Consider the following 24,222-nt stretch of genomic DNA (forward strand, 5'->3'; position numbering starts at 1 on the left):
TCCTAACCAAACTCCGAATACCCGGGAGTACTAGATGGCAGACACACTGCGGATGCTAACGTCCGTAGTGGAGAGGGAAACAACCCTGACCTACAGCTAAGGCCCCCAATTCATGGCTAAGTGGGAAAGCAGGTGGGACGACCAAAACAACCAGGAGGTTGGCTTAGAAGCAGCCATCCTTTAAAGATAGCGTAACAGCTCACTGGTCTAAACAAGTTGTCCTGCGGCGAAGATGTAACGGGGCTCAAGCCATGAGCCGAAGCTTAGGATGCCGTAAGGCATGGTAGCAGAGCGTAGTGTGACATAGAACTCATCCGTATTTGCATCCCTAGTGGATGTAATGACGGATCGAGTTCTTTCGATGAAGCCGGCCTGTGAGGGATCCGGTGGAGAGATCACTAGTGAGAATGATGACATGAGTAGCGACAAAGAGTGTGAGAGACACTCTCGCCGAAAGTCCAAGGGTTCCTGCTTAAAGCTAATCTGAGCAGGGTAAGCCGGCCCCTAAGCCGAGGCCGAAAGGCGTAGGCGATGGGAACTAGGTTAATATTCCTAGGCCAGGAGGATGTGACGGATTGCAGATGTAGTTCAGCCTTATCGGATTGGTTGGGCTGCTGAGCAGTTCCTGGAAATAGCCCTCCATCAGACCGTACCCTAAACCGACACAGGTGGACTGGTAGAGCATACCAAGGCGCTTGAGAGAACGATGTTGAAGGAACTCGGCAAAATACCTCCGTAAGTTCGCGAGAAGGAGGCCCGGTTCCTAGGCAACTAGGGGCTGGGGGCACAAACCAGGGGGTGGCGACTGTTTATTAAAAACACAGGGCTCTGCGAAGTCGCAAGACGACGTATAGGGTCTGACGCCTGCCCGGTGCCTGAAGGTTAAAAGGAGAGGTGAGAGCCTTGAATTGAAGCCCAGGTAAACGGCGGCCGTAACTATAACGGTCCTAAGGTAGCGAAATTCCTTGTCGGGTAAGTTCCGACCTGCACGAATGGCGTAACGACTTCCCCGCTGTCTCCAACATCGACTCAGCGAAATTGAATTGCCTGTCAAGATGCAGGCTTCCCGCGGTTAGACGGAAAGACCCCGTGCACCTTTACTACAGCTTCGCACTGGCATCAGGATTGTGATGTGCAGGATAGGTGGTAGGCTTTGAAGCGGAAACGCAAGTATCCGTGGAGCCTCCCTTGAGATACCACCCTTCGCACTCTTGATGTCTAACCGCGGTCCGTTATCCGGATCCGGGACCCTGCGTGGCGGGTAGTTTGACTGGGGCGGTCGCCTCCTAAAGCGTAACGGAGGCGCGCGAAGGTTGGCTCAGAGCGGTCGGAAATCGCTCGTTGAGTGCAATGGCAGAAGCCAGCCTGACTGCAAGACTGACAAGTCGAGCAGAGTCGAAAGACGGCCATAGTGATCCGGTGGTCCCGAGTGGAAGGGCCATCGCTCAACGGATAAAAGGTACGCCGGGGATAACAGGCTGATACTGCCCAAGAGTCCATATCGACGGCAGTGTTTGGCACCTCGATGTCGGCTCATCTCATCCTGGGGCTGGAGCAGGTCCCAAGGGTACGGCTGTTCGCCGTTTAAAGAGGTACGTGAGCTGGGTTTAGAACGTCGTGAGACAGTTCGGTCCCTATCTGCCGTGGGTGTAGGAGACTTGAGAGGAGTTGCCCCTAGTACGAGAGGACCGGGGTGAACGATCCACTGGTGGACCAGTTGTCGTGCCAACGGCAGTGCTGGGTAGCTATGATCGGACAGGATAACCGCTGAAGGCATCTAAGCGGGAAGCCCCCCTCAAAACAAGGTCTCCCTGAGGGCCGTGGAAGACCACCACGTCAATAGGCCGGAGATGTAAGCGCAGTAATGCGTTCAGTTGACCGGTACTAATCGCCCGATAGGCTTGATTTGATCCAGTAATGGAAAGACAAATCAAAAACATACACCTTGAACATGGACGGCTGTGTCGCACCAAGCGGCACTGTTGATCGACATAACAACCGAGTGGCAACGCGCCTTTGCAAGCAAAGACGCTGCCTGCCACCTGTCGCTTTCTTGCACAGCAAGAAAGTCGACATGGGCTTTTCCTCGGTTTGGTGGTCATAGCGCAAGTGAAACACCCGGTCCCATACCGAACCCGGAAGTTAAGCACTGCCGCGCCAATGGTACTTGGGCTTAAGCCCCGGGAGAGTAGGTCACCGCCAAACCTAGTAAAAGCCCATATTCTCTCTAACACGATGATACAAATCTGACTCTGACGCGGGATGGAGCAGCCCGGTAGCTCGTCAGGCTCATAACCTGAAGGTCGTAGGTTCAAATCCTACTCCCGCAACCAGCGTCAGAAAATCTCAGTACAGCCCGTTCAGACTACAATTGATCCCCCGGATCAATTGCTTAACGTCTTCAACTCGTCAGGCTCACAACCCGAAGGGCAGAGGTTCAAATCCTGCTCCCGCAACCAAAATCCCAACAGCCCGTTTGATCTACAAACAGTCCACCGGACTGTGTGCTTAACGATCAAACCGCGTCAGGTTCATAACCTGAAGCGCAGTGGGGCAAATCCTCCCACCGAAACCAAGCTTTCGCAACGAAAGCAAAGCATTAAGGATCGGAGCAAGCGGCAACACCGCTGCCCGCTTATCTCTCTGGAAGCATTGTGGAAGCAACCCAGATGGCAGAGCCGCACCAGACAATACACACAAAAATACCGGCAACAGGGTCGCAATGAGCCCAACCGGACCTCCGCCAGCACAACTGATTTTGCTAGCGCAGCACGTCGTGAAAGGGTCTGACCGTTCCGGCGTATTCTACCGGCACGCAGACGAACATTCCTTCTCGCTCACCGTGCTGCTAGGGGTGGTCACATCCGCCTGACCTAACCAAGCCGTACCCACGGCCTGCGCCTGTTCACAAGCCTGTCGGCCGCCCTTTCGCCGCTCCGCAGTGTTGGATATGTGTAGCTGGACAACAGCGGTGCCGCTTCGGCCCTCTGGTTCTGCGTTGAACAACTGGGAGCGTATCCATGATGTTTCGCCGTTCGGCTCTGGCTGCCATGCTTGTCACCTTGCCCTTCGCGGCGCTGGCGCAATCCTCAGATGCGCCGCCGACGGGGCTGACGCTGGAGCTGAATAAAGTTCAGGATGTGGAGGGGGCGTGCCGCCTGATCTTTCTGGTCGAAAACGAACTGTCGACGGCGATCGACAATGCCGGATATGAAATCGTGATCTTCGACGCCTCCGGCACGTTCGACCGGCTCGCCTTATTCGAGTTTCGGGATTTGCCGGCAGGGCGGCCGCGTGTGCGCCGGTTCGACATCCGGGACACCACCTGCGAAAATCTGGGCCGGGTGCTGATCAACGGTGTCAGCAGCTGTATCGTCGATGGATCTGAAAGCGACATATGCGATGACACGCCGACCCTGCGCAGCCGAACCGAAGTGGAGCTTTTGGGATGAGTTTTCTTGACGCGCTGCGCGAAATTCTGGTCCTTGGCGGCCCGGTGGTGGCCATCCTGATCGCGATGTCCGTGATCACGCTTGCGGTTACGCTCTACAAGCTCTGGCAGTTTGCAGTGTCCGGCGTTGGACGGCATCGGGTGCTGTCCGAGGCTCTGGCCGCCTGGGATGCCGGCGATGAACTGGCCGCCCGCGCGCGTCTGGCGCAAAGCCACAGCTACCTTGCGCCGCTGGTGAGCGTTGCGATGGATGCGCCGGACACACCCGGTCTGGATCAGCGACTGGATGCCGAGGCCGGGCTGGCGCTGGCCGGTCTGGAGCGGGGATTCCGACTGTTGGACACGGTGGCGCAAATGGCGCCGCTGCTGGGGCTGTTCGGCACGGTTCTGGGCATGATCGAGGCGTTCCAAAGCCTTCAGTCCGCCGGATCCTCGGTGGACCCGTCCCTGCTGGCGGGCGGGATCTGGGTGGCGCTGGTGACCACGGCGGTTGGACTGGCGGTGGCGATGCCGACTTCGATGGTGCTGTCCTGGTTCGAAAGCCGCACCGCGCGTGAACGGGTGTTCGCGGACAAGGCGCTGCGCACGGTTCTGGTGCCGGGGCAGGCGATTCCGCTGGCGGACGACACGCGGGCCCCGACGGCCGCGCCCGGACATGCGTAACGCGGCACCCTTTGTCCGACGCCGGATGGCGATGACACCGCTTATCGACGTGATCTTTCTGCTGTTGCTGTTTTTCATGCTGACCTCGACCTTTTCGAAGTATGGCGAGATCGAACTGAGCAACGCGACAACCGGAGGTGAGGCAGCCGAGGCACCGCAGAACCGGGTCTTTGTCCAACTGGGGGCCGAGCGGTTGGAATTGAATGGCGTGCCGGTCACGCTCGCGGAACTGGCTCTGCAGGTGACGACCGGGCAGGTGCTGATCAGCCTCGATCCCGACACGACAGCGCAGCGGCTGGTGGACCTGCTGGTCGAGCTGCGCGGGCGTGACGGGCTCAGCGTGCTGGTGCTGGAATGATCCGCCTGACCCGCCCCCGCCGCAGGCGCGATTCGACCATCGCGCTGATCAATGTCGTCTTTCTGATGCTGATCTTCTTCCTGATCGCGGGCACCGTGGCGACGCCGCTGGACCCGGATCTGAATCTGGTGGACACCGCGCAGCTTGAAGGCCGCGAGCCACCCGATGCGCTGGTGATGCACAGGGACGGAACGCTCAGCTTTCGTGGGGTGGCGACCGATCCGGAAACCTATATGGCCGGCCGTGATCCGGGGCCGGTGCGTATCGTACCGGATCGCAACGCGCCGGGGTCCCGGCTGATTGAGGTCACCGGAACACTGCGCAGGCTTGGGGCTGCGTCCGTATTCGTCGTGACCGAGAAGGCGCTGGAATGATCCGGGGCTCGGCTGTCATCGCGGCCGTCGCCGTTCTGGTTTCGCTGCTGTTGCACGCCTGGGGTCTGACAATGACCGCATCGGGTCTGGACCAGCGATCGGTACAGCAAAGCCCCACAGATGCGGTCGAGCTTGGAAACCGGTTCGAGGATCTGGCCGAAACCGTCACCGAACCGGTCACGCCCGAGCCGGCCCCGACGCCCGAGCCACCGGTCGAGGAGCAGCCGCCGCCCGCGCCGGAACCGGCTGAGATTCCGACCAGCGAGGTCCATGTGGCCTCAGACGATCCGCAGAAAACGTTTTCACCCGATACCGGCACCGCCGAGGTGCTGCGACCGGTCGAACCCGAACCGGTTCGCCCGGAGGATACCGGAACCGCAGAAGCAGAGGATGGCGAAGACGCGGCCGCCGATGATGTGGAGGAAACTCCGTCGGCGGAAACCGCCGATGCGGTCGAAACGCCCCAGGGCGACCCCGAAACCGTAGAGCCGGTGGTTGAGGCCGCACCGACGGCTTCGGCCCCGCAGCAGCTTGCCGCATTGCCGGAACCCGCCGAAACCCCTGAGACGCTGATTGCCCCGGTCGAGGCAGAACCGGTACCTGAAACGACAGAGGATGGCGCGGATTCCGAACTGGCCGTGGTGACTTCGATCCGCCCGCGTTTGCCGGATCGCCGCGCGCCGGCCGAGCCGCAGGGCGTTCTGAGCGGATCGCGGGATTTCAGTGACCTGCGCTTTCCGACCCGCGAAATCGAGTCGCCCCTGACTACCTACCGGCGGAGGGGGATCGACACTTTCACCGTCAGCAACAGCGGGTCCGGCGCGGGTGGGCGCGGGCCCGGAAACTCGGACCGGACCAATTATGCCGGGCAGGTTCTGGTGCATCTGAATCGCGCGCCCATCGTCTACACGGCAGCCCGCGGGTTCGCGAAAGTGTTTTTCGAAATCAGCCCGGATGGAACCCTGGCCTGGGTCGATGTTGTGGACAGCACCGGCACACCTGATGTCGAGCGTGCGGCCAAGGCGCAGGTGCGCGCCGCCTCGCCCTTCCCGCCACCGCCGGGCGGCGTCAGCCGGAAACTGTCCTTTGTCTATTCCAGCAACTGACTGGTCTGAACGGGTTCCGAAACTGAGTCGCAACTGTGGGAGACGACCGGGCTGGTCAGCGAAGCATCGCGCCCAAACAGACAGCTCTGCCCAAAAAATATGCACAGGCGCAGCACTGGTAATCTTTCATCATTTAAAGAGGTGCTGTCGCATTTTTGTGATCAACTTTCTGTAACACGGGCCGGCGAAGTGTCAAAACGAGCGTAAACAAAGGAAAATCTGCGCAAGCTTCCCAAACCCGGTTTTGCAAAGATGCAACAAAATCCGGGCCCTGGCAGAAGAAGCGCCGCAGATCTGTTGTCCGCGCGGGGAATTTATTCGAATAGGCCGACAGTCGCCTTTGGCGGCTGCACTCCTCTCAAAACCTATGGGTTAACCATGAAAAAAGTTCTCATCGCATCGACCGCGTTGATCGCAACTGCAAGCGTTGCCGCCGCGGAAGTTAAGTTCAGCGGTTACGGCCGTTTTGGTATCGGATACCAGGAAGACCGTGTTAACCAGACCGGAACGACCACAACGGCCAGCGGCGCAACCGTTCCGCTGTTTGCGGAATCTGACGACACCATCCTGGTTTCGCGGTTTCGTCTGAACATCGACGCCAATGTCGAAACCGATGGCGGCGTTGAATTCCAGGGCCGCGTCCGTTTGCAGGCGGATGAAGACAGCGACACCGGCGAAGCCGACTCGGCCGGTCTGAACGGTGCACGTTTCTCGGTCATTTACGGTGGTCTGCGCGTTGACGCCGGTAACGTATCCGGCTCGTTCGACAACCTCGACGACTATTTCGGCGTTGAGCCCGGCCTGGAAGAATTCCTGGGCCAGTACTCGGGCGTCGACTACTCGTTCCTGGAATACAGCTCGACCGGTTCCGGTGCGAATGCCGTGTTCTTCCGTTACACGGTTGGCGACTTTGCTTTCTCGGCGTCTTACGATCAGGACACCCGGTTCCTGGGTGGTGGTCTTACCGACGACCGCGACCGTTGGGATGTCAGCGCCTCGTACACTTTCGAAAACATCACCGCGTCACTGGCCTATGGTGAAACCGACGAAGGTGCGGGCGTGGACAAGGAAAGCCTGACCGTCTTCACCCTTGGCGCGGATCTGGGCGAATTCTACGGCACCCTGTTCGTGGCGGATGACGACGTTGCGGACAGCGCTGAAAACGGCACTGCCTATGGTGTTTCGGCGTCTTATAACGTTGGTGCTGCGACCACGCTGCAATTCGTTTACGGCGACGGTTCGGCGGATGACGATACCCGCAACATCGGCATCGGCGCCATCTATGATCTGGGTGGCGGTGCTTCGCTGCGCGGTGCCATTGGCGAGATCAAGGAAGGCAACGCAGACGGTTACTATCGCGCCGATTTCGGTGCCCAGTTCAACTTCTGAGTTGGCCTGAGCCACCAAAGAACAAGGGCGGGTCTTCAGACTCGCCCTTTTTGATTCCTGATCCCTGAACCTATTTCTTTTCGAAAAACAGGATGACTTCGCCCAGCCGCACCCCATAGCGCGAGACATAGGCGCGGTTCAGCAGGCGGTCATCCTCCAGCAGCCACATCCAGTCATCGAAATTGACGCGCATCGTGCCATCCTTGACCGGCAGGTCGATCTTGTATTTCCAGTTGAAAGTGTCGCCGCGCTCGATACCGCTGGCGGTGCCCAGAACCCCCGGCGCAGTGCCGGTCCAGCTGTCTTTGCCGGTTTTGGTCAGGGTCCAGATCCGCTGTTCGGTTGCGCCGTCATCATAGAGAAAATCCTCGGTCAGGGTCAGGGTTTCTCCATCCCATGTGCCGTCGATTTCCACGGTAAAGCGGCGCGGAACATTGCCCAGCACATCCTGAAACTGACCATAGGCGACGGTCTTGCCCGCAAAGAACTCCTCAAGGTTCAGTTGCCGGTCGGACAGAAAGGTCTTGGGTACCCGTGGCTTGGCGGAACAGGCGGCCAATACCGCAAGCCCGGTGATCGCAATGGCACCGATCAGAACACGACGCGAGATCATTGCAACGGCCTTGCGTCGGCAGTTGCGTCATATCCGTTGGCCCCGTTCAGATGGGCTGTCGCGGTTTCGGGGGCCGGACGCATGGTGGCGACCAGCTCCGCGACCTTGACGCCGAACTTGCGCATCTCGGACCGGTTCATGATCACGCCGTTTTCCGTCAGGTACATCCAGTCGGTGACATCAAGCGTGTGACCCCCGGCATCCTCGGGCAGGATGATGCGATAAGTCAGCTTGACGGTGGACCCCGATATGATGCCGCGGCCTTCGCCCACGATATCGTCCGCCGTGGCGGTAAAGCTGTTGCCGGTGCCCAGCGTCAGATACCATTTGCGGGTCATCTTCTTGCCGTTGGAATAGGTGAAATACTCGGTCAGCGTGCCGGTGTTTCCCTTCCATTCCCCCACCATGCGGGCAACAAAGCTGTTCGACATCTTGCCGTTTGGTCCATAAATCAGACCTTCGGACAGGATTTCCCCGTTCAGGTTTTCCGTCATCCGGAAATCGGGTCCGGTGCCCGTATAATCGGCCGGGGATTGCGATCGGAAACTCAGGAACCGACGTTTCGCGATGATCAGAGCGAGCAGGGCAAGCAGAAGGATGGCTGTAAGTGTCATTTGGCTGAGACCTCAGTGGGCAGCGTCAGGACCATTCCGAACGCGCCGAGTTTCAGGATGCAGGGCAGCACGGCATAGGCGAGGTTGAGCGTCTCCAGCGCCTGTGCCGAATTTGCTTGTCCCGGTGTGAATCCGCTGCGTTCCAGCAGCGGCAGAGTGAAAAAGGCAGCCAGCGCAAGGCCCAGCTTGCCCGCGAAAGACCAGATGCCGAACGCGGCCGAAGCGTTCAGCCCGGCCCGCGTCAGCACAACCGAGAACATGGCGGGCAGAACCACCATATCCGCCCCCAGCGCCGCGCCGGAGGCCAGGCAGATCACCGCAAAGCCGGTCAGATTGCCCGCGGCCAGCGTCGCGGCACCGATGAAGCCGGCGATTGACAGCGGCATCGCGATCATCAGGGTCTGTTTCGGACCGATGCGGTTGCTGAGCCGCGCCCAGAGCGGCACGCTGGCCCCCGCGCTGAGGAAAAACAGGATCAGCAGAGGCCCGGCCTTTCCGGGCAATTGCAGGCGGTCTTCGACAAAGAACAGAAACAGGGTCGAGGTGATTGCCACCGGCAGGCTGTTGACCAGCGCCAGCGCCAGAAGGCGCAGCGCACCGGCCTGACCCAGCCCGGCAAAGGACAGCCCCTGACCGGTGATCGGCGTACAGCGCCAGATGGGGAAGGTCAGGATCAGTGTCAGCGCGGCAAGAACACCCAGAAACAGGCCGAATGCCGGATAACCCTGGGCACCGGCCCCCAGCGCCAGGAACAGGGCCGGAGCGCTTGCCGCAAGGACCACGCCGGTCAGTTGCCCGCCTTCGCGCCATGCGGCCAGCGTCATCAGCTCTTTCGGGTCGGGATGTCGGGCCAGTGTCGCACTGCGGCCATAAAGCAGGATGGTCCCAAGGCTATAGGCGGAGAACAACAAGACCAAAACGGCAACCAGCGCGGCAATGCTGGCGCCCTGCGGCAGGCCGAACAGCAGCGGGAACCCGATGGCCAGCCCGATCGCGGCGGTGGCGGCAAACAGCATCTGCGCCCCCGGCCAGCGGTCGATAGCCCAGCCGATCAGCGGATCCTGTATCAGGTCCACCAGCCGGATCACTAGCAGCACGGTCCCGATGACCCCCAGCCCGATGCCCAGATTGACGGCCGCGAAACGCGGCAGGTGGATATACAGCGGGATACCCGCCGCGGCGAGCATCAGCGCATAGAGACTGACGCGCGGATACAGCATCACTGGCCCTTCAACCTGCGTGTGAAACTTGCGGACCGGGTGTCGGTGCCCAGAAAAATGGACATGAAGGCACGTTTTGCACCCGGATAGGACAGGGTGCAGGTCTTTTTGTCATTGCGCCAGAGCCCGACCTTGTCCGGCCCTTCAGTAATGGCGACATAGCTGTCGCCTTTGCCCACCGCCTGAAAACACTGTTCCAGCTGTCCCTGCGTCGGGGCCGGGTTGCCCTGCCGGGCCATTTCGTCCAGCGTCGATTCAACCAGCGCCTTCTGCTTCAGGGTCTTGCGATAGGTCAGCTGCAGGCCAAACTCTTCATTCCAGCTGAACGCCGCGCCCCCGGGTGTGAACAGCCTGGCGTCATAGACCGGAACGCCCAGAAACCGAAATGTCGCGCTGCCCCTGAGTTGAGCATCGTCCAGCGTTTGCGTGATCGGCGATGCCGCCAGCCCGCCCGGGGCCAGCGCGACAAGGCAGATCAGCGCCGCGCGGACGACGTCAGACGGCGGCCGGGGCAGCGATTGCAGCATCTTCTGCAGGATTGCCATTGTCTGCTCCGATTGTGTGCTGGGTGCCGCTCAGCCGGTCGACGACATGCATCGCGCTGGCGATTCCGTCTTCGTGAAACCCGTGCCGGTTATAGGCCCCAGCAAACCAGGTCCGGTTCTGGCCCTGCATCGCGCGAATCTGCCCCTGCGCCTTCAGTGCGGCCTTGTCGAAAACCGGATGGGCGAATTCGACCTGGTCATAGATTTTATCCTCAGAAATTTCCGACGACGCATTCAGTGTCACGAACAGAGGGTCACTGTCCGGAATGCTCTGCAATCGGTTCATCCAGTAGGTGACGCCGACATTGCCGGCCTGCGAACGATAGGTCCAGCTTGACCAGCAGGCGCGCCGCCGCGGCATCTGGCGCGGGTCGCAATGCAGGATGGCGGTGTTCGGCTGATAGCGGATCGCGCCCAGCGCCGCCTTTTCGGCATCGGTGGCGGCCCCTCCCAGTATCGCAAGAGACTGATCGGAATGGGTGGCCAGAATGATCTCGTCAAACAGGTCGGCCTGACCCTGGCTGTGGACCGTGACGCCGGTATCGTCGCGCTGAACATGTTCAACCGGCGATGCCAGCCGGATTTCGCATCCGCGACCGCGCAGGGCGGCGTCGATCCGGCGCACATATTCAATGCTGCCGCCCTTGACCGTGTACCACTGATGCTGACTGGCACGGCCGCTGGCCAGCAGGGCATGGTTGCGGAAAAACTGCACCAGAGACCGGGCCGGGAACTGATCGACGAATTCGACAGGGGTGGACCAGATCGCGCCGCACATCGGCATCAGGTAATTGTGGCGGAACCAGTGGCCCAGGCGCAGCTGGTCCACCAGCTCTCCGATCGTGGTGTCGTCGTCCTGCGCGGCTTCGGGGGCCTCTTTGCCAAAGCGCAGGATGTCGGCGATCATCTTGTAATAGGCCGGGCGCGCCAGATTGCGTTTCTGCGCTGTCAGGGTGCGCAGGTTGTTCAGCCCGTATTCGATGCGGCCATTGTCGATGGTCGCACCAAAGCTCATTCTCGCTTTCGATGACGGGCACGTTCAGTTCGTCAAACAGCCGGGTCAGATAGGGGTAGGTCACATAGTTGAAAACGATAAAGCCGGTATCGACGGGCTGATCCCCGTTCCGGCCCGCCATGACCGTGCGCGCATGCCCGCCCAGCCGGGGTTCGGCCTCGAACACGGTCACATCGTTGTTTTCAGAAAGATAGTAAGCTGCGGAGAGACCTGAAATGCCTGCGCCAATGATTGCGATTTTTTTCCGGACGCCCCGGGTTTCGTCGAACATTTAAGCCTCGTTATGTGACATTTTACAATAAGATACGCAGGATGGGCGGGGGTGGATCAATAGGACGGAGGTTTTTCTTGGCACCATCCGGTCGTGACATGAGGGGGACAGTGCATTTTACTTTGCAACAGGCTGATCCAACGCAGCGGCGGGGCCGTAGATACAGCAAACAATGGTGAAACGGTCCACGCATGAGCAGCTTTGACGGAAAAACCTACTGGATCATCGGCGCCAGCGAAGGTCTGGGTCGCGCACTGGCCTGCGCGCTGAGCCGTCAGGGCGCACATCTGATCCTGTCCGCGCGCAATGCCGGGCGTCTGGATGACATTTGTGCGACCCTGCCCCATGCGCGCCCGCTGCCGTTTGATGTGACGGACCTTGAGGCCGTGCGCCGCGCGGTGGACAAGGCCGGCGCGGTGGACGGTCTGGTCTATAATGCCGGTGCCTATGACCCGATGAAGGCGGCCGACTGGAACACCGAGGCCGCGCTGGCGATGAGCGATGTGAATTACACCGGCGCGCTGCGCGTTCTGGGTGAAACGGTGCCCGGTTTTGTACGTGCGGGGCGCGGGGATATTACGCTGATCGGCTCGTTGGCGGGGTATCACGGGCTGCCTGCGGCGATCGGATACGCTTCCAGCAAGGCGGCGCTGATCTCGCTGGCCGAGACCATGCGGCACGATCTGGCGGGAACCGGGGTGACGGTGCGGATCGTCAATCCGGGGTTCATTCGGACCCGCCTGACGGAAAAGAATGCGTTCAGCATGCCGATGCTGATGAACCCCGAGGACGCCGCCGACCGGGTGGTCAGGGCGATGTCGCGCCGCCGGTTCCGCACCGATTTTCCGGCCCCGTTTTCCTGGCTGATCCGCCTGATCGATTATCTGCCGGATTTGCTGGTCTATCGCGGAAAATAGACTCTGATCAGCGCAATCTACCCAAACTGCCCCTGACAGAACCAGCCCGCCGACATGGTGCCGCCATGGCCGTAGAACAGCCACAGCCGCTCGCCCTGTTCGGTGACCACCACCCAGTAATCCCGCACGCCGCTGCGCCAGTTGGGATCGTCCAGCCACCATTCCGGCGCAATGCGTTCGGGGCCGGTGGCCTGCGCCAGTTGCCAGTCGCGCCCGCGCCAGCGGAAGGCGGCGGGCACATCCGGCGTTTCCGGGGCCATCACCGGTTCGGGCTGCCACATCAGCAGGGGCCGGGGGCGCGGCGGGGCCGGCCAGTCGCGGGCGGGTTCGGACCAGGCGGCGGCCAGAACCTGCGCGGTTTTCTCGGGGATATGCGAGGCCGCCGGGTGGTGCCGCGTGATCGCCTCAAGCCCCACCCGCGCGCCCAGCTTGCCGATCAGATCATCCACGGCAGTATTGCCCTCCAGCCGATCACGCACGGCGCGGCGGGCCTCGGCATGGCCGGCCATGGTGCGGGCGTGGATGGGCTCAGACTGGATCGCCTCAAGGCGCATCATGTCGATGCCATAACCCGCGTCGATCTTGTCTATTTTCATCTCTAACAAAGGGCGAATACGGCGTTTGTCACAGGTTGGGCGGGCCAGACCCACCTCGACAATCTCGGCCGCCTGATCGGCGCGATGTGCCTCCAGCCGCAGGACCCGCACCCCGCGGCCCTTTTCCTCCAGCTTCGCGCAGAGCGTCGGCAGCATCCGGTCGATGGCGGCCATCACGTCTTCGGTCAACCCGATCGGGTTGGGCAGGGTCATCCGCACCGCAAAGTGATGTGGCGGGCGGGCGGGCGAGACCGGCTCGGGCGCGCTGCCCATCGCCTGATCCAGCCGCAGCACCAGCCCCCGCCCGAACCGCCGCGCCAGGGACGCGCGGGGTTGCCCCAGCAGATCGCCAATCCGGCGCAGGCCCAGACGGTTCAGTTGCGCGACCACCTGATCCTCAAGCCGCAGCGCCGCGATGGGCAGAGGGCTGAGCGCCCCATAGGACTGCCCCGGCGCGGCGATCCGCGCGCCGCCGCCCAGCGCCATCACCCGCGGTGCGGCGCCGCCTTTGGTCCAGTGCCGCCGTTTGGTGGCCCGGGCGCGGGTGGCGCGGGCCTCCTGACTGATGGCGTCGCCGCTGCGGTCCGATGTGGCCTCTTGCCCGGCATAGCGCGCCAGCGCCCAGGCCGCGCCCAGCGTGTCGGCGATGCCCATCTGCACGCTCAGCCCCATATCGGCGCAATCGGTCTCGATCACGCTCAGCAGCGCCTCTTCACCGCCGAACAGATGCGCGCAACCCGACAGGTCAACGACCAGCCCGTCCGGCGATTCCTCGGCCACCCAGGGGCTGAACTTGCCCACCCAGCGGCGCAAAGCGGTCAGAAACGCGGCCTCGGCCGGGGCGTTGCGGGGGCGGGTGATCAGGGCCGCGCACATGGCATGGGCGTCGCGCACCGGCTGACCGACGCGCAGACCGGCGGCCTGGGCCTCGACGTTCAGCGAGGTGACGACCTGCATGTTCGACTGTTCCGCCACCACAGCCAAAGGTCCATCCTGCAGGCCCCGCGCGGCGCGGACCAGCCGTTCCGCCCCCAGACGAGGGAACCAGAGCGAGAGTATTCGGCGTTTGGGCATCGGGCAGACATCAAAATGTTCTCATTTTGTTCTTAAATGAGAATCACCTGCCGAGTCCACGCCTACCCGCAGGTCAGGCGCTGAATGATCCCGGCTTCGTCGACGAATACGTTCAGACGGTCGATGCGGTAATCCTGCGTCGCGATCCCGTCCGGGCCCAGAACCCGCGCACGGTCGGGCAACACGCCCTGAACGGTCGAAACCGGCTGACCCACCGAACCGGCCAACGCCGCGCCCTCGCAAAAGGCCAGATCAACCGGCGCAGGTTCGGGCGGCAGCGGGGCATCCTCGGGCGGCGGCGCTTCGGTGCAGGCGGCCAGCAGGATCAGTGCGGGAATAAAACGGTGCATTGGCGTTCCTCTTTCCGGCAATGTCGCATCTGCAATATCAATAATTTACCCAGGCTGCCACCAAAGCACAGTTGAAAACGCCCTGCAATTGACGCAGGGTCGGGGCAAAATAGACAGGGAGACAAGCACAATGCGTACCCGTGCCGCCGTCGCCGTTCAGGCAGGCAAACCTTTGGAAGTGATGGACGTGAACCTCGAAGGGCCCAGGGCGGGCGAGGTTCTGGTCGAGATCAAGGCCACCGGCATCTGCCACACCGATGAATTCACCCTGTCGGGCGCTGACCCCGAGGGCCTGTTTCCGGCCATTCTGGGCCATGAGGGCGCGGGCGTGGTGGTCGAGGTCGGCCCGGGCGTGACCAGCCTGAAACCCGGCGATCACGTGATCCCGCTCTACACCCCCGAATGTCGTGAGTGTGAATACTGCCTGCATCCCAAGACCAATCTGTGTCAGGCGATCCGCGAAACGCAGGGCAAGGGGCTGATGCCGGACGGGACGTCCCGGTTCTCGACCCTGGATGGCGATCCGATCCTGCACTACATGGGCTGCTCGACTTTCTCGAACCACACGGTCCTGCCGGAAATCGCGCTGGCCAAGGTGCGTGAGGACGCGCCGTTCGAAAAAATCTGCTATATCGGTTGTGGCGTGACCACCGGCATCGGTGCCGTCATCAACACCGCCAAGGTGGAAATCGGCAGCCGCGCCATCGTATTCGGTCTGGGCGGTATCGGTCTGAACGTGATCCAGGGCCTGCGACTGGCCGGGGCCGACCAGATCGTTGGCGTCGACCTGAACCCGTCGAAAGTGGAAATGGCCGAGAAATTCGGCATGACCGATTTCGTGAATCCCAAAGAGGTCGAAGGCGATCTGGTCCCCTATCTGGTCAACCTGACCAAGGGCGGCGCGGATTACACATTCGACGCCACCGGCAATGTCGGCGTGATGCGCGACGCGCTGGAATCGGCGCATAAGGGCTGGGGTGAATCGATCATCATCGGCGTAGCACCTGCGGGCGCCGAAATCTCTACCCGACCGTTTCAGCTGGTCACAGGCCGTTCGTGGCGCGGCACCGCGTTCGGCGGCGCACGCGGTCGGACCGACGTGCCCAAGATTGTCGACTGGTACATGGACGGCAAAATCGAGATCGACCCGATGATCACCCACACGATGGGTCTGGACGACATCAACCACGGTTTTGACCTGATGCATAAGGGTGAGAGCATCCGCTCGGTCGTGGTCTACTGAACGACCTGAAATTTGCGAAAGGGGCGGGCCTTTTTTCCGCCCCTTTTGTGTTTTCACATCCCTCGTATTGAACGACAAATTTGAGTTGAGGGAAGAACGTGACAGCAGGCAGAACGGACCGCCTGGCCGTGTTGATTGATGCGGACAACGTACCGGCAAAACACGCAGCAGAAATTTTCGAAGAAGTCGCTTCCTTGGGAGAAGCCAGCCTGAGGCGGATTTACGGAGATTTTTCCAATGGCTCGCCCCAAGGATGGGAGGCAAAATCTCTCGCCGAGTATGCCATCGTTCCCCATCAGCAATTTGCAAATACAACCAAGAAGAACGCAAGCGATATCGCGTTGGTAATCGACGCAATGGATAACCTGCATTCAGGCCGGTTCAGCGGCTTTGTTCTGGTATCTTCAGACAGTGATTTCACCCGGCTCGCCAGTCGCATCCGGGAACAGGGGTTGGATGTCTTTGGAATTGGAGAACGCAAGGCTCCTTCTGCGTTTGTGGCTGCGTGCAACCGATTTATTTACATAGAAAACATTGAGAAAACGCCCTCGGATTCGCAGGAAGCCAAAAAATCCAACGACGCTAAGCCAAAGCACGATCTGAATCACGCCTACCAGCTCATTCGGAATGTTGTTCTGAACACTAAAGAGGCTGACGGTTGGGCAAGCTTGTCTTTTGTTGGCAGCCAGCTTGGGAAAATCTATCCCGATTTCGATTCCCGCACTTACGGCCAGAAGCGCCTCGGTGATCTGGTCAGAGCGATTGACCGCTTCGAGGAAAGCGGCATGAATGGCGGTTTCAAGATCAGGTGCAAGGACACCGAGTAGGCTTCACCGAATTAAATGGCCGATCACTCCCCCGGTCGCGTCGCCCCGGTATCCGACCGTGGCGAGCGCACCCTCAGGACCGGGGTGTTGGCCGATGTGTTCGCCCGGCTTTCCCGCCAGACCACAAAGACGCCCGAGGCGATGATGATGCTGGCCCCGATGGCCACCCAGCCGTCGGGCTTTTCGCCAAAGAAAATCATGCCGAACAGCGTGGCCCAGATGATCTGGCTGTACTGGCTGGGGGCGACGACTCCGGCAGGTGCGGCGCGATAGGCCAGGATGATCAGGTGCTGCGCGATCACCGAGAACACGCCGACCAGCGCCATCATCGCCAGATGCAACAGGGACGGGGGTTGATAGACGGCGGGCTGGGCCAGGCTCATGACCAGAATGGCCAGCAGCATCGGATAGAGGATCAGCACGGCCGAGCGTTCCTCATTGCCGATCTTGCGCACCAGCACGGACGCAAAGGCGCTGCAGAAGGCGGCGGTCAGGGCGGCGAGATGCCCCAGCGTGATGTCGGTCGTACCGGGCCGCAGCACGATCAGGACGCCGATCAGGCCGACACCCACGGCCGCCCAGCGCTGGGCGCGGACGACCTCGCCCAGAATCGGGATCGACATCACCGTGACGATCAGCGGGAAGGAAAACAGCAGCGAATAGACCTCGGCCAGCGGCAATGTGGAAAAGGCGTAAAACGCGCAGGACATGCCCGTCACCATCAACGCGGATCGCAGCATGACCAGCACGGGATGGCGCGGCATGAAATTGCCCGTCGCCCGATCGGTCAGGATCGTGACGGCCATGGGGACAAAGGAAAACAGCGTGGCGAAGAAGATGATCTGCATCACCGAATAGGTTCCGCCCAGCACCTTGATCAGCGCGTCATGGCTGGCAAAGACCGCGAATCCAAGAAACGCGAAGCCAAGTCCCCTGAGGGTGGTGTTTTGAGTGCTCATCGAATTGGCCTCGGGTGATGTGTCGGTGTGTCATCGCAGCGCGGGCAAAGTCTCCGGCTGGCCTGCCTCTGAGTAAACCCATTTCGGCAAGGCGCAAAGCCCCTATTTTACCGCTAACATGACAAACCTGCCATGTCGTGAGATCAACGCAGAACCGGCGGCTCGTCCTTTGGTTGGCGGGCCGACTGAACGCCGGCCTTCATGCCCATGCCAATGCGCCGGGCCAGTGCGACCCACGGGGTTGCTGTTTCCGGGGGCAGCGTCTGCGTGGCAACCTCTTCGAACAGATCCAGCCAATGGGCGAACATCTCAGGGCGCACGTCGGGCCGTTCGATATGAATGCGTTGCGGATTGCCGTCATAGCTGCGTTCAAACAGGATCGCGTTGCGCCAGAAGGCGGCGATCTTTTCCTCATGTACGGGCCAGTCGGTGACATGGTTGGCAAAGACCGGACCCAGCAGCCCGTCCTGCCGGACACGGGCATAGAACGCGTTGACCTGTGCGTTGATCTGGTCAGGTGTTGCAGGGAAGCGCGGCGGCAGGATTGGTCTGGTCATGAGGTGCCCGGTTTCGACTCTGTTCCCGGCCAATATCCCGTTCAACCGTCAGGCGACAGGGGTGGTTTTGTCGCGCGGCTCGGGCGTCAGCAGATGCCGCAGCAGGGCCACCGGATGCGCCTTCAGGCTGAGACGGGTGGCCACGTAATCCTCGACCACCTGTTCGCCCAGCGTCATCTGCGGCAGATAGGCCTCGGGTTCCTCCAGCGCCTCGCCCTCCATATCCTGTGCAAACAGCGGCAAGGGCTTGGCGGTGGCAATCGCCTTGGCCTGCCACAGCGCCTCGCGCCGGGTCAGGTCGCAGGCGGCAAAGGCGTCGGCCTCGGCCAGCCGTTCGATCACCGATGGGCCCAGCCCGGCGCGGCGCCAGACGTCGTCGACCTGATGGTAGCCATTGCCGCGCGCGGCGGTGAGCCAACTGGCATCCTCTTCGCTCAGCCCCTTGATCTGACGGAACCCCAGCCGCAGGGCCAGCCCACCGTGGCCGTCGGGTTCCATCACATTGTCCCAGAAGCTGGCATTGATGCAGACCGGGCGCACCTGCACCCCGTGTTCACGGGCATCGCGGACGATCTGGGCGGGGGCATAGAACCCCATCGGCTGTGAATTCAGCAGGGCGCAGGCAAAGATGCCCGGGTGGTGGCATTTGATCCAGGCCGAGGCATAGACCAGCAGCGCAAAGCTGGCCGCGTGGCTTTCGGGGAAGCCATAAGAGCCAAAGCCTTCGATCTGCGAGAAGCAGCGCTCGGCAAAATCCTGTTCATAGCCGTTTCGTTTCATGCCGCGCAAGAAGAGCGCGCGGAACTCGCTGACATTGCCGTGTTTCTTGAAGGTTGCGAGCGAGCGGCGCAGCCGATCGGCCTGTTCCGGGGTGAACCCCGCGCCGACGATGGCGATCTGCATCGCCTGTTCCTGAAACAGCGGCACGCCCAGCGTCTTGCCCAGCACCTCGCCCAAAGCGTCCGAGGGGAAGCTGACCTCTTCCTCGCCATTTCGCCGCCGGATATAGGGGTGGACCATGTCGCCCTGAATGGGGCCGGGGCGGATAATGGCGACCTCGATCACCAGATCATAGAAATTGCGCGGCCGCATCCGCGGCAGAAAGTTCATCTGTGCACGTGATTCCACCTGAAACACGCCGATACTGTCGGCTTTGCACAGCATGTCATAGACCGTTGGGTCCTCGGGCGGCAGCGTGGCCAGGGTATAGCTGGTCTGGTGATGCTGGGTGATCAGATCAAACGCCTTGCGGATACAGGTCAGCATGCCGAGGCTGAGGACATCGACCTTGAGGATGCCCAGACTGTCGATATCGTCCTTGTCCCAGCAGATGACTGTGCGGTCCTCCATCGTGGCGTTTTCGACGGGGACAAGCTCGTCCAGACGTCCCTCGGTGATGATGAAACCGCCGACATGTTGCGAGAGGTGGCGGGGGAAGCCGTCAATCTCATAGACCAGCATCAGAGTCTGTTTCAGGCGGCGATCCTCGGGGTCGAGGCCGATTTCGCGCATCCGCTCCGCTTCGAGTCCGGCGGCTGAGAAAAAGCCCCAGAGCTGCGAGGAGAGCGCCGAGATGGTGTCTTCGGTCAGGCCCATGGCGCGCCCGACCTCGCGGATGGCGCGCTTGCCGCGATAGTGCACGACCGTGGCGCAGAGGCCGGCGCGGTGGCGGCCATAGCGGTCATAGATGTGCTGGATCACCTCCTCACGGCGTTCATGTTCGAAATCCACGTCGATATCGGGTGGCTCGTCGCGGGCCTCGGACACGAAACGTTCGAAGACCATGGTGCCCATCTCGGGGCTGACCTCGGTGATGCCGAGGCAGAAGCAGACGACGGAGTTGGCGGCCGAGCCGCGCCCCTGACACAGGATGCCGCGGGAGCGGGCGAAATGGACGATGTCGCGGACGGTCAGGAAGTAGGGCTCGTATTTCAGCTTGCCGATCAGGGCGAGCTCATGCGCCAGCATCTTTTGCGCCTTCTCCGACGCGCCCGCCGGATAGCGCCAGTTCAGCCCCTCCTGCGCCAGACGGTGCAGGCGTTGGGTCGGGGTCTCCTGTTCGCTGCCTTCGCTGGGATATTCATAGCGCAGCTCGTCCAGCGAGAAGGTGAGCTGTTCACTGAGCGCATGAGCGCAGGCGACAGCCCCCTCATGGCCCTTGAAGATGCGCAGCATCTCACCCTCGGACCGCAGGCGCTGTTCGCCATTGGCCAGCGCGTCGCGGCCCAGCTCATCCACCTTGCGGCGCAGGCGGATGGCGGTCAGCACATCCCCCAGCTTGCGGCGCGCGCCGTGATGCATCATCGGCGTGGCGCTGGCGAGGGTGGGCAGGTCGAGCTGTTTCGATTTAGTCTCTAACAAAGAGAAATGCGTGCTGTCCGCACCATCATATCGGGGATGCATCAACAGATGCATCCGCCCGGCAAAGCGGCGCGTCAGCTGTTGCGCCTGTGTCCGCCACGCGTCCGCGCCGCCCTTGGACCGGTCCGCCTGTGGCCAGAGCAGCAGGTGGAGGTCGTCGGAAAATTCCAGCAGGTCGGACAGGTGCAGGATGCAGTCGCCTTTCTCGGCGCGCAGGCGACCTTTGGAGAGGATGCGGCACAGGTTGGCCCAGCCCTGCCGGTTCAGGGGCAGGGCGGTCACGGTGGGCGCGTCGGTGAAGATCAGTCGCGCTGCCGGGATCAGGCGCGGGACAGCGTGGACCGGATAAGAGGGTGGCTTGGGGATGTGATCGGGGCAGGGCGGGCCGATGGCGGTGTTCTGCGCCCCCCATTCCAAGCGCTCACGCACCTTGCGGGCGATCTCGCGCCCCTGGGTATGGGCGCGGACGATGCCGGCAACCGAGTTGTCATCGGCAATCGCAATGGCAGGCAGGCCCAGGGTAACGGCGCGCTCCATATACTCCTCGGGGTGTGAGGCCCCGGTGAGGAAGGTGAAGTTCGACGTGATCGACAGTTCGGCATACATGGCGATTCCCTATTATATTCACGTTTTGTTCTTTTTCGAGTCCTTTGCGCCAATGCGCAGGAAACGGGTCGCCTCGGAGGCAGGCGGGCGGGCATGGTCGCCACAAAACAGGAGACCCGATATGTTCAAGATCACTGCCCTTCCCACCGACGAAGTCCGCGCCTATCAGGCCGGAGGCCCGGATGCCTATGGTGCCACCCCCGAGCGCGCGGTGTCAGACGGGCACGGCAACCCCTGCCGGCACTGTCTGCGCAACATTCCAGAAGGAGAAGACATGCTGATACTGGCCCATCGCCCCTTTTTAGAGACACATCCCTATGCGGAAACGGGTCCGATTTTTCTGTGCGCCGCGCCATGCGAACGGCATCAGGGCGATGCGGTGCCCGAGATTCTGACGACCTCGCCCGACTATCTGATCAAGGGCTACGGGGCGGATGACCGGATCGTCTATGGCACCGGGGCGATCACGCCCACGGATCGGATCGGAGATGCGGTCAGCGATATCTTTGCGCGTCCGGATGTGGCCTATATTCACGTCCGCTCGGCCCGCAACAATTGCTATCAGGCAAGAATCGACCGGGTCTAAAGCTTGACCCGGTGCATCCCCCGACGGGGCTGATTCCGGTCCTCGGCCGGGGGATCGTCGGCCCGGCTGGAGGTCAGGGCTAGGAAGACATCCTCAAGATCGGCCTCTTCGGTGCGCACGTCGCGGATGCGGATATCGGCGGCTCGTACGGAGGCCAGAACCTGCTCGGCGCTGGTCTGGGCGCTGCGGTATTGCAGCACCAGGCTGCCGTCATCGCGCAGCGCGGCGTCGACGCCTTCGGCGACCGGCAGGTCGATGACCGGGCTGTCCGGTACGATCACCATGGTGCGGCTGTCCATGCGGCCCAGCAGGTTGGCGGTGCTGTCCTGCGCGATTTTTTCGCCGTGGTTGATGATGGCGATCTCGTCACACATTTCCTGCGCTTCTTCCAGATAATGCGTGGTCAGAATGATGGTCATGCCCTGTTCATTCAGCCTGCGCACATTGGTCCAGAGCATCTGGCGCAGTTCGATATCCACGCCCGCCGTGGGTTCGTCCAGCACCAGAATCTTGGGGTGTTGCACCAGCGCCTTGGCCAGAAGCAACCGCCGCCGCATCCCGCCCGAAAGCGTGCGGGCATACGCCTCGGCCTTGTCGCTGAGGCCAACCAGTTCCAGAATCTCGTCGCTGCGGCGTTCGGATTTCGGCACGCCATACAGCCCAGCCTGAACTTCCAGCGCGCCGCGCGGGGTGAAAAAGGGGTCAAGGTTCAGTTCCTGCGGCATCACGCCGATTGCAGCGCGCGACTGGCGCGGGTTCCGGTCCTGATCAAAACCCCAGATCGACACGGACCCCGCCGATTTCACCACCAGACCGGCGAGAATGTTGATCAGGGTCGATTTGCCGGCCCCGTTCGGCCCCAGCAGACCAAAGACCGAGCCGCACGGGACAGTCAGGTTGATGCCCTTCAGCGCCTGCTTCTCGGGCTGACCCTTGCCGCCGCGATAGGTCTTGCGCAGCCCTTCGATCCTGATTGCCGCATCGCTCATGTGGCTCTTGCCCCCGGTTTGCTCATCGCTCATAAACGCACCTATTACATGCCCGCGAGGCCGACAACCGAAGAAGGATCGCCAGCCGTGACCATCGAAGCGCCGGAAACCAAGATCGTCGAAACCGCCCGTATCGCCTGTGACGGCGGCGAAGGTGCGTTGGGCCATCCGCGCGTCTGGTTGCAGATCCCCGAGGATACCGGCTGGGTCGAATGCCCCTATTGCGACTGCAAATACGTGCTGAAAGGTTCCGGGGCGGAATAAGTGCGCCGGGCCGCCCGACGCGTCGCGCTGGGCGGGGGTCTGCTGGTTATTCTCTATTTTCTGGCGGCGACGCTCGGGGCGATCATACCAGGGCGCACCAGCCCGGATAACGGCCGGGCGACTGTAGACGTCGGGCTGATCCGGGGTCCGATACATTACGATTTTCTAATCCCGCTGACCCCGGATGTGCGCCAAAGGCTGCGCGCCCTGTCCGATGCGGGGCTTGCACTGGATCAGCCGCAGGCCAGGTGGCTGTTGATCGGCTGGGGCGCACGCGAATTCTATACCACCACAGGCACCTATTCGGACGTCAGCGCCATGGCCATTCTCAAAGGGCTGACAGGCGACGGTTCGGTGATCCGAGCCGACGTGCTGGAACCGCTGCGGCCGGATGCCGAGCTGCCGTGGATCGTGATGACGCCCGCTCAGTTCGACCGCTTCCTGATTGCGATCGAGGCCAGCTTTGCCCGATCAGATCAGGGCGCTTTGCGGCCGCTGGAAGTGCCGGGATTTTCCGCGACAGACCGGTTTTTCGAGGCACGGGGCCGGTTCAACCTATTCCAGACCTGCAACGTCTGGGTGGGACAGATGTTGCGTGCGGCGGATATCCGGTTTGGTCTTTGGGTGCCGCTGCCCTATTCCGTCACGCTGTCGCGCTGGCTTTTCCAAAGCTCCGCACCGTGAACCCGCCCCAGAATTGCCGTTTTGTTGCGGTAATGGCGGGTCAAACAACGTGAGCAGTACCCATGTCGCATGTTTCGGTTCAAACGCCCCCGTCGCCTGTATTCGGCTGGCTGGGATTTGCGGTCAGCGCGGTTTCTCTGTTGTCCGCCCTGTTCGTTTTCTGGGCAGGGCCATTTGCGCCGCAACAGACAACCGGCGTCACTCTGGGTGAACTGGCGGCTGAGATCGGCAAGTCCACCCTGCGCGCTGCGGCCGGGATGGAACAGCCCGCGCCCGTCACCCCCACCCGTGATCTGGATGATCTTCTGCGCATCGGTGTGGCGATGCTGGGCGGGCTGGCCATTATCCTTTCGGCCATTGGCATTCTGCGCCACGAAAACATGCGCCCGGCCATCGCAGGCGCGGTGATAGGCACGGGCGCGATCCTGTTTCAGTTCTTCGCCTTCGCCTTTTTTGCCTTCCTCGGGGTGCTGGTCATCATGGCGCTGCTGCACAGTTTCTCGGATTTCTTCTCGGGTCTCTTCGGCGGCTGAAAGACGTTCTTGACTGGCCACCCGTCCGACCCTGTGGCAGAACCATCCCTGACCGAC

Annotated in this window: 23 protein-coding genes, 1 tRNA gene, 2 rRNA genes and 1 pseudogene (1 of these 27 only partly in view); 16 read left to right on the plus strand and 11 right to left on the minus strand. The window is 61.7% G+C overall.

What is annotated here, in order from left to right; all coding sequences use genetic code 11:
* From ACXAC3_RS03705 to ACXAC3_RS03745, 9 genes are all read left to right on the plus strand, one after another.
* A 23S ribosomal RNA gene (locus ACXAC3_RS03705) occupies positions 1–1,909 on the plus strand; it begins 922 nt to the left of the window's first position.
* Positions 1,910–2,090: 181 nt separating this feature from the next.
* Positions 2,091–2,205, plus strand: a 5S ribosomal RNA gene (gene rrf / locus ACXAC3_RS03710).
* 51 nt (positions 2,206–2,256) lie between these two features.
* A tRNA-Met gene (locus tag ACXAC3_RS03715) sits at positions 2,257–2,333 on the plus strand.
* Positions 2,334–3,020: 687 nt separating this feature from the next.
* On the plus strand, positions 3,021–3,452 hold the full coding sequence (locus tag ACXAC3_RS03720) for a hypothetical protein (RefSeq protein ID WP_475156571.1): 432 nt from the start codon (positions 3,021–3,023) through the stop codon (positions 3,450–3,452).
* The gene (locus tag ACXAC3_RS03725; RefSeq protein WP_475156573.1) at positions 3,449–4,114 is read left to right on the plus strand and encodes a MotA/TolQ/ExbB proton channel family protein; all 666 of its coding nucleotides are present in this window, start codon (positions 3,449–3,451) and stop codon (positions 4,112–4,114) included. Before ACXAC3_RS03720 ends, ACXAC3_RS03725 begins: the two co-directional genes overlap by 4 nt.
* On the plus strand, positions 4,107–4,472 hold the full coding sequence (locus ACXAC3_RS03730) for an ExbD/TolR family protein (protein ID WP_475156576.1): 366 nt from the start codon (positions 4,107–4,109) through the stop codon (positions 4,470–4,472). The genes ACXAC3_RS03725 and ACXAC3_RS03730 overlap by 8 nt, the downstream gene beginning before the upstream one ends.
* Entirely contained in the window at positions 4,469–4,846 is a 378-nt protein-coding gene (locus tag ACXAC3_RS03735) for an ExbD/TolR family protein (RefSeq protein ID WP_475156578.1), read from the plus strand. Before ACXAC3_RS03730 ends, ACXAC3_RS03735 begins: the two co-directional genes overlap by 4 nt.
* Positions 4,843–5,952, plus strand: a complete 1,110-nt coding sequence (locus ACXAC3_RS03740) for an energy transducer TonB family protein (protein WP_475156581.1) — start codon at positions 4,843–4,845, stop codon at positions 5,950–5,952. The genes ACXAC3_RS03735 and ACXAC3_RS03740 overlap by 4 nt, the downstream gene beginning before the upstream one ends.
* Positions 5,953–6,330: 378 nt before the next feature.
* Positions 6,331–7,341: a porin gene (locus ACXAC3_RS03745; RefSeq protein WP_475156583.1), complete on the plus strand. Its 1,011-nt coding sequence runs from the start codon at positions 6,331–6,333 to the stop codon at positions 7,339–7,341.
* Positions 7,342–7,411: 70 nt separating this feature from the next.
* Here the strand turns inward: ACXAC3_RS03745 and ACXAC3_RS03750 are convergent, their stop codons facing one another.
* The 5 genes and pseudogenes from ACXAC3_RS03750 to ACXAC3_RS03770 form a co-directional block, all read right to left on the minus strand.
* Complete coding sequence (locus ACXAC3_RS03750) at positions 7,412–7,954, minus strand: DUF3833 domain-containing protein (RefSeq protein WP_475156585.1); 543 nt, start codon at positions 7,952–7,954, stop codon at positions 7,412–7,414.
* The gene (locus tag ACXAC3_RS03755) at positions 7,951–8,568 is read right to left on the minus strand and encodes a DUF3833 domain-containing protein (RefSeq protein WP_475156588.1); all 618 of its coding nucleotides are present in this window, start codon (positions 8,566–8,568) and stop codon (positions 7,951–7,953) included. Before ACXAC3_RS03755 ends, ACXAC3_RS03750 begins: the two co-directional genes overlap by 4 nt.
* Positions 8,565–9,788 (minus strand): MFS transporter, encoded by a 1,224-nt coding sequence (locus tag ACXAC3_RS03760; protein WP_475156590.1) that lies wholly within the window; start codon positions 9,786–9,788, stop codon positions 8,565–8,567. Before ACXAC3_RS03760 ends, ACXAC3_RS03755 begins: the two co-directional genes overlap by 4 nt.
* A complete protein-coding gene (locus ACXAC3_RS03765; RefSeq protein ID WP_475156592.1) occupies positions 9,788–10,333 on the minus strand; it encodes a hypothetical protein in 546 nt (181 codons plus the stop codon). Before ACXAC3_RS03765 ends, ACXAC3_RS03760 begins: the two co-directional genes overlap by 1 nt.
* Positions 10,284–11,619 (minus strand): annotated as a pseudogene (locus ACXAC3_RS03770) (NAD(P)/FAD-dependent oxidoreductase). The gene ACXAC3_RS03765 and the pseudogene ACXAC3_RS03770 overlap by 50 nt, the downstream one beginning before the upstream one ends.
* Before the next feature lie 191 nt (positions 11,620–11,810).
* Here ACXAC3_RS03770 and ACXAC3_RS03775 point away from each other — a divergent pair.
* Complete coding sequence (locus ACXAC3_RS03775; RefSeq protein ID WP_475156595.1) at positions 11,811–12,536, plus strand: SDR family NAD(P)-dependent oxidoreductase; 726 nt, start codon at positions 11,811–11,813, stop codon at positions 12,534–12,536.
* A gap of 17 nt (positions 12,537–12,553) precedes the next feature.
* On the opposite strand, the gene ACXAC3_RS03780 is transcribed toward ACXAC3_RS03775, so the two are convergent.
* Together ACXAC3_RS03780 and ACXAC3_RS03785 are read right to left on the minus strand one after the other, a co-directional pair.
* Positions 12,554–14,206, minus strand: coding sequence for a DUF6504 family protein (locus tag ACXAC3_RS03780; RefSeq protein WP_475156606.1), 1,653 nt, complete (start codon positions 14,204–14,206; stop codon positions 12,554–12,556).
* 62 nt (positions 14,207–14,268) lie between these two features.
* Complete coding sequence (locus tag ACXAC3_RS03785; protein WP_475156609.1) at positions 14,269–14,556, minus strand: I78 family peptidase inhibitor; 288 nt, start codon at positions 14,554–14,556, stop codon at positions 14,269–14,271.
* Positions 14,557–14,686: 130 nt separating this feature from the next.
* Here ACXAC3_RS03785 and ACXAC3_RS03790 point away from each other — a divergent pair, with 130 nt between their 5' ends.
* Together ACXAC3_RS03790 and ACXAC3_RS03795 are read left to right on the plus strand one after the other, a co-directional pair.
* A complete protein-coding gene (locus tag ACXAC3_RS03790) occupies positions 14,687–15,799 on the plus strand; it encodes an S-(hydroxymethyl)glutathione dehydrogenase/class III alcohol dehydrogenase (protein ID WP_475156612.1) in 1,113 nt (370 codons plus the stop codon).
* A 98-nt stretch (positions 15,800–15,897) separates the two neighbouring features.
* Positions 15,898–16,626: an NYN domain-containing protein gene (locus tag ACXAC3_RS03795; protein WP_475156615.1), complete on the plus strand. Its 729-nt coding sequence runs from the start codon at positions 15,898–15,900 to the stop codon at positions 16,624–16,626.
* Between the two features lie 23 nt (positions 16,627–16,649).
* On the opposite strand, the gene ACXAC3_RS03800 is transcribed toward ACXAC3_RS03795, so the two are convergent.
* The 3 genes from ACXAC3_RS03800 to ACXAC3_RS03810 form a co-directional block, all read right to left on the minus strand.
* Positions 16,650–17,585, minus strand: a complete 936-nt coding sequence (locus ACXAC3_RS03800; RefSeq protein ID WP_475156617.1) for a DMT family transporter — start codon at positions 17,583–17,585, stop codon at positions 16,650–16,652.
* 143 nt (positions 17,586–17,728) lie between these two features.
* Entirely contained in the window at positions 17,729–18,142 is a 414-nt protein-coding gene (locus ACXAC3_RS03805; protein WP_475156619.1) for a group III truncated hemoglobin, read from the minus strand.
* 48 nt (positions 18,143–18,190) lie between these two features.
* The gene (locus tag ACXAC3_RS03810; RefSeq protein WP_475156622.1) at positions 18,191–21,109 is read right to left on the minus strand and encodes an error-prone DNA polymerase; all 2,919 of its coding nucleotides are present in this window, start codon (positions 21,107–21,109) and stop codon (positions 18,191–18,193) included.
* A gap of 121 nt (positions 21,110–21,230) precedes the next feature.
* On the opposite strand from ACXAC3_RS03810, the gene ACXAC3_RS03815 reads away from it, so the two are divergent.
* Positions 21,231–21,695 carry a DUF1203 domain-containing protein gene (locus ACXAC3_RS03815; RefSeq protein ID WP_475156625.1) on the plus strand — a complete coding sequence of 155 codons (465 nt, stop codon included), beginning with the start codon at positions 21,231–21,233 and terminating at the stop codon, positions 21,693–21,695.
* On the opposite strand, the gene ACXAC3_RS03820 is transcribed toward ACXAC3_RS03815, so the two are convergent.
* Complete coding sequence (locus ACXAC3_RS03820) at positions 21,692–22,684, minus strand: ABC transporter ATP-binding protein (protein ID WP_475163363.1); 993 nt, start codon at positions 22,682–22,684, stop codon at positions 21,692–21,694. The two genes, ACXAC3_RS03815 and ACXAC3_RS03820, sit on opposite strands and share 4 nt — an antisense overlap.
* 87 nt (positions 22,685–22,771) lie before the next feature.
* Here ACXAC3_RS03820 and ACXAC3_RS03825 point away from each other — a divergent pair, with 87 nt between their 5' ends.
* The 3 genes from ACXAC3_RS03825 (at position 22,772) to ACXAC3_RS03835 (ending at position 24,165) form a co-directional block, all read left to right on the plus strand.
* On the plus strand, positions 22,772–22,948 hold the full coding sequence (locus tag ACXAC3_RS03825) for a zinc-finger domain-containing protein (RefSeq protein WP_475156626.1): 177 nt from the start codon (positions 22,772–22,774) through the stop codon (positions 22,946–22,948).
* Positions 22,949–23,632, plus strand: a complete 684-nt coding sequence (locus tag ACXAC3_RS03830; RefSeq protein WP_475156628.1) for a TIGR02117 family protein — start codon at positions 22,949–22,951, stop codon at positions 23,630–23,632. It begins immediately after the preceding gene.
* 62 nt (positions 23,633–23,694) lie between these two features.
* Entirely contained in the window at positions 23,695–24,165 is a 471-nt protein-coding gene (locus ACXAC3_RS03835) for a hypothetical protein (RefSeq protein ID WP_475156631.1), read from the plus strand.
* Positions 24,166–24,222: the final 57 nt, after the last annotated feature.

This window comes from Ruegeria sp. ABV4_181 (genome assembly GCF_056158465.1).

What these genes read in the sequence shown, in the direction of transcription:
- ACXAC3_RS03720 (WP_475156571.1), top strand. Translation starts at nt 3,021, where the DNA reads ATGATGTTTCGCCGTTCGGCTCTGGCTGCCATGCTTGTCACCTTGCCC.
- ACXAC3_RS03725 (WP_475156573.1), top strand. Translation starts at nt 3,449, where the DNA reads ATGAGTTTTCTTGACGCGCTGCGCGAAATTCTGGTCCTTGGCGGCCCG.
- ACXAC3_RS03730 (WP_475156576.1), top strand. Translation starts at nt 4,107, where the DNA reads ATGCGTAACGCGGCACCCTTTGTCCGACGCCGGATGGCGATGACACCG.
- ACXAC3_RS03735 (WP_475156578.1), top strand. Translation starts at nt 4,469, where the DNA reads ATGATCCGCCTGACCCGCCCCCGCCGCAGGCGCGATTCGACCATCGCG.
- ACXAC3_RS03740 (WP_475156581.1), top strand. Translation starts at nt 4,843, where the DNA reads ATGATCCGGGGCTCGGCTGTCATCGCGGCCGTCGCCGTTCTGGTTTCG.
- ACXAC3_RS03745 (WP_475156583.1), top strand. Translation starts at nt 6,331, where the DNA reads ATGAAAAAAGTTCTCATCGCATCGACCGCGTTGATCGCAACTGCAAGC.
- ACXAC3_RS03750 (WP_475156585.1), bottom strand. Translation starts at nt 7,954, where the DNA reads ATGATCTCGCGTCGTGTTCTGATCGGTGCCATTGCGATCACCGGGCTT.
- ACXAC3_RS03755 (WP_475156588.1), bottom strand. Translation starts at nt 8,568, where the DNA reads ATGACACTTACAGCCATCCTTCTGCTTGCCCTGCTCGCTCTGATCATC.
- ACXAC3_RS03760 (WP_475156590.1), bottom strand. Translation starts at nt 9,788, where the DNA reads ATGCTGTATCCGCGCGTCAGTCTCTATGCGCTGATGCTCGCCGCGGCG.
- ACXAC3_RS03765 (WP_475156592.1), bottom strand. Translation starts at nt 10,333, where the DNA reads ATGGCAATCCTGCAGAAGATGCTGCAATCGCTGCCCCGGCCGCCGTCT.
- ACXAC3_RS03775 (WP_475156595.1), top strand. Translation starts at nt 11,811, where the DNA reads ATGAGCAGCTTTGACGGAAAAACCTACTGGATCATCGGCGCCAGCGAA.
- ACXAC3_RS03780 (WP_475156606.1), bottom strand. Translation starts at nt 14,206, where the DNA reads ATGCCCAAACGCCGAATACTCTCGCTCTGGTTCCCTCGTCTGGGGGCG.
- ACXAC3_RS03785 (WP_475156609.1), bottom strand. Translation starts at nt 14,556, where the DNA reads ATGCACCGTTTTATTCCCGCACTGATCCTGCTGGCCGCCTGCACCGAA.
- ACXAC3_RS03790 (WP_475156612.1), top strand. Translation starts at nt 14,687, where the DNA reads ATGCGTACCCGTGCCGCCGTCGCCGTTCAGGCAGGCAAACCTTTGGAA.
- ACXAC3_RS03800 (WP_475156617.1), bottom strand. Translation starts at nt 17,585, where the DNA reads ATGAGCACTCAAAACACCACCCTCAGGGGACTTGGCTTCGCGTTTCTT.
- ACXAC3_RS03805 (WP_475156619.1), bottom strand. Translation starts at nt 18,142, where the DNA reads ATGACCAGACCAATCCTGCCGCCGCGCTTCCCTGCAACACCTGACCAG.
- ACXAC3_RS03810 (WP_475156622.1), bottom strand. Translation starts at nt 21,109, where the DNA reads ATGTATGCCGAACTGTCGATCACGTCGAACTTCACCTTCCTCACCGGG.
- ACXAC3_RS03815 (WP_475156625.1), top strand. Translation starts at nt 21,231, where the DNA reads ATGTTCAAGATCACTGCCCTTCCCACCGACGAAGTCCGCGCCTATCAG.
- ACXAC3_RS03820 (WP_475163363.1), bottom strand. Translation starts at nt 22,684, where the DNA reads ATGAGCGATGCGGCAATCAGGATCGAAGGGCTGCGCAAGACCTATCGC.
- ACXAC3_RS03835 (WP_475156631.1), top strand. Translation starts at nt 23,695, where the DNA reads ATGTCGCATGTTTCGGTTCAAACGCCCCCGTCGCCTGTATTCGGCTGG.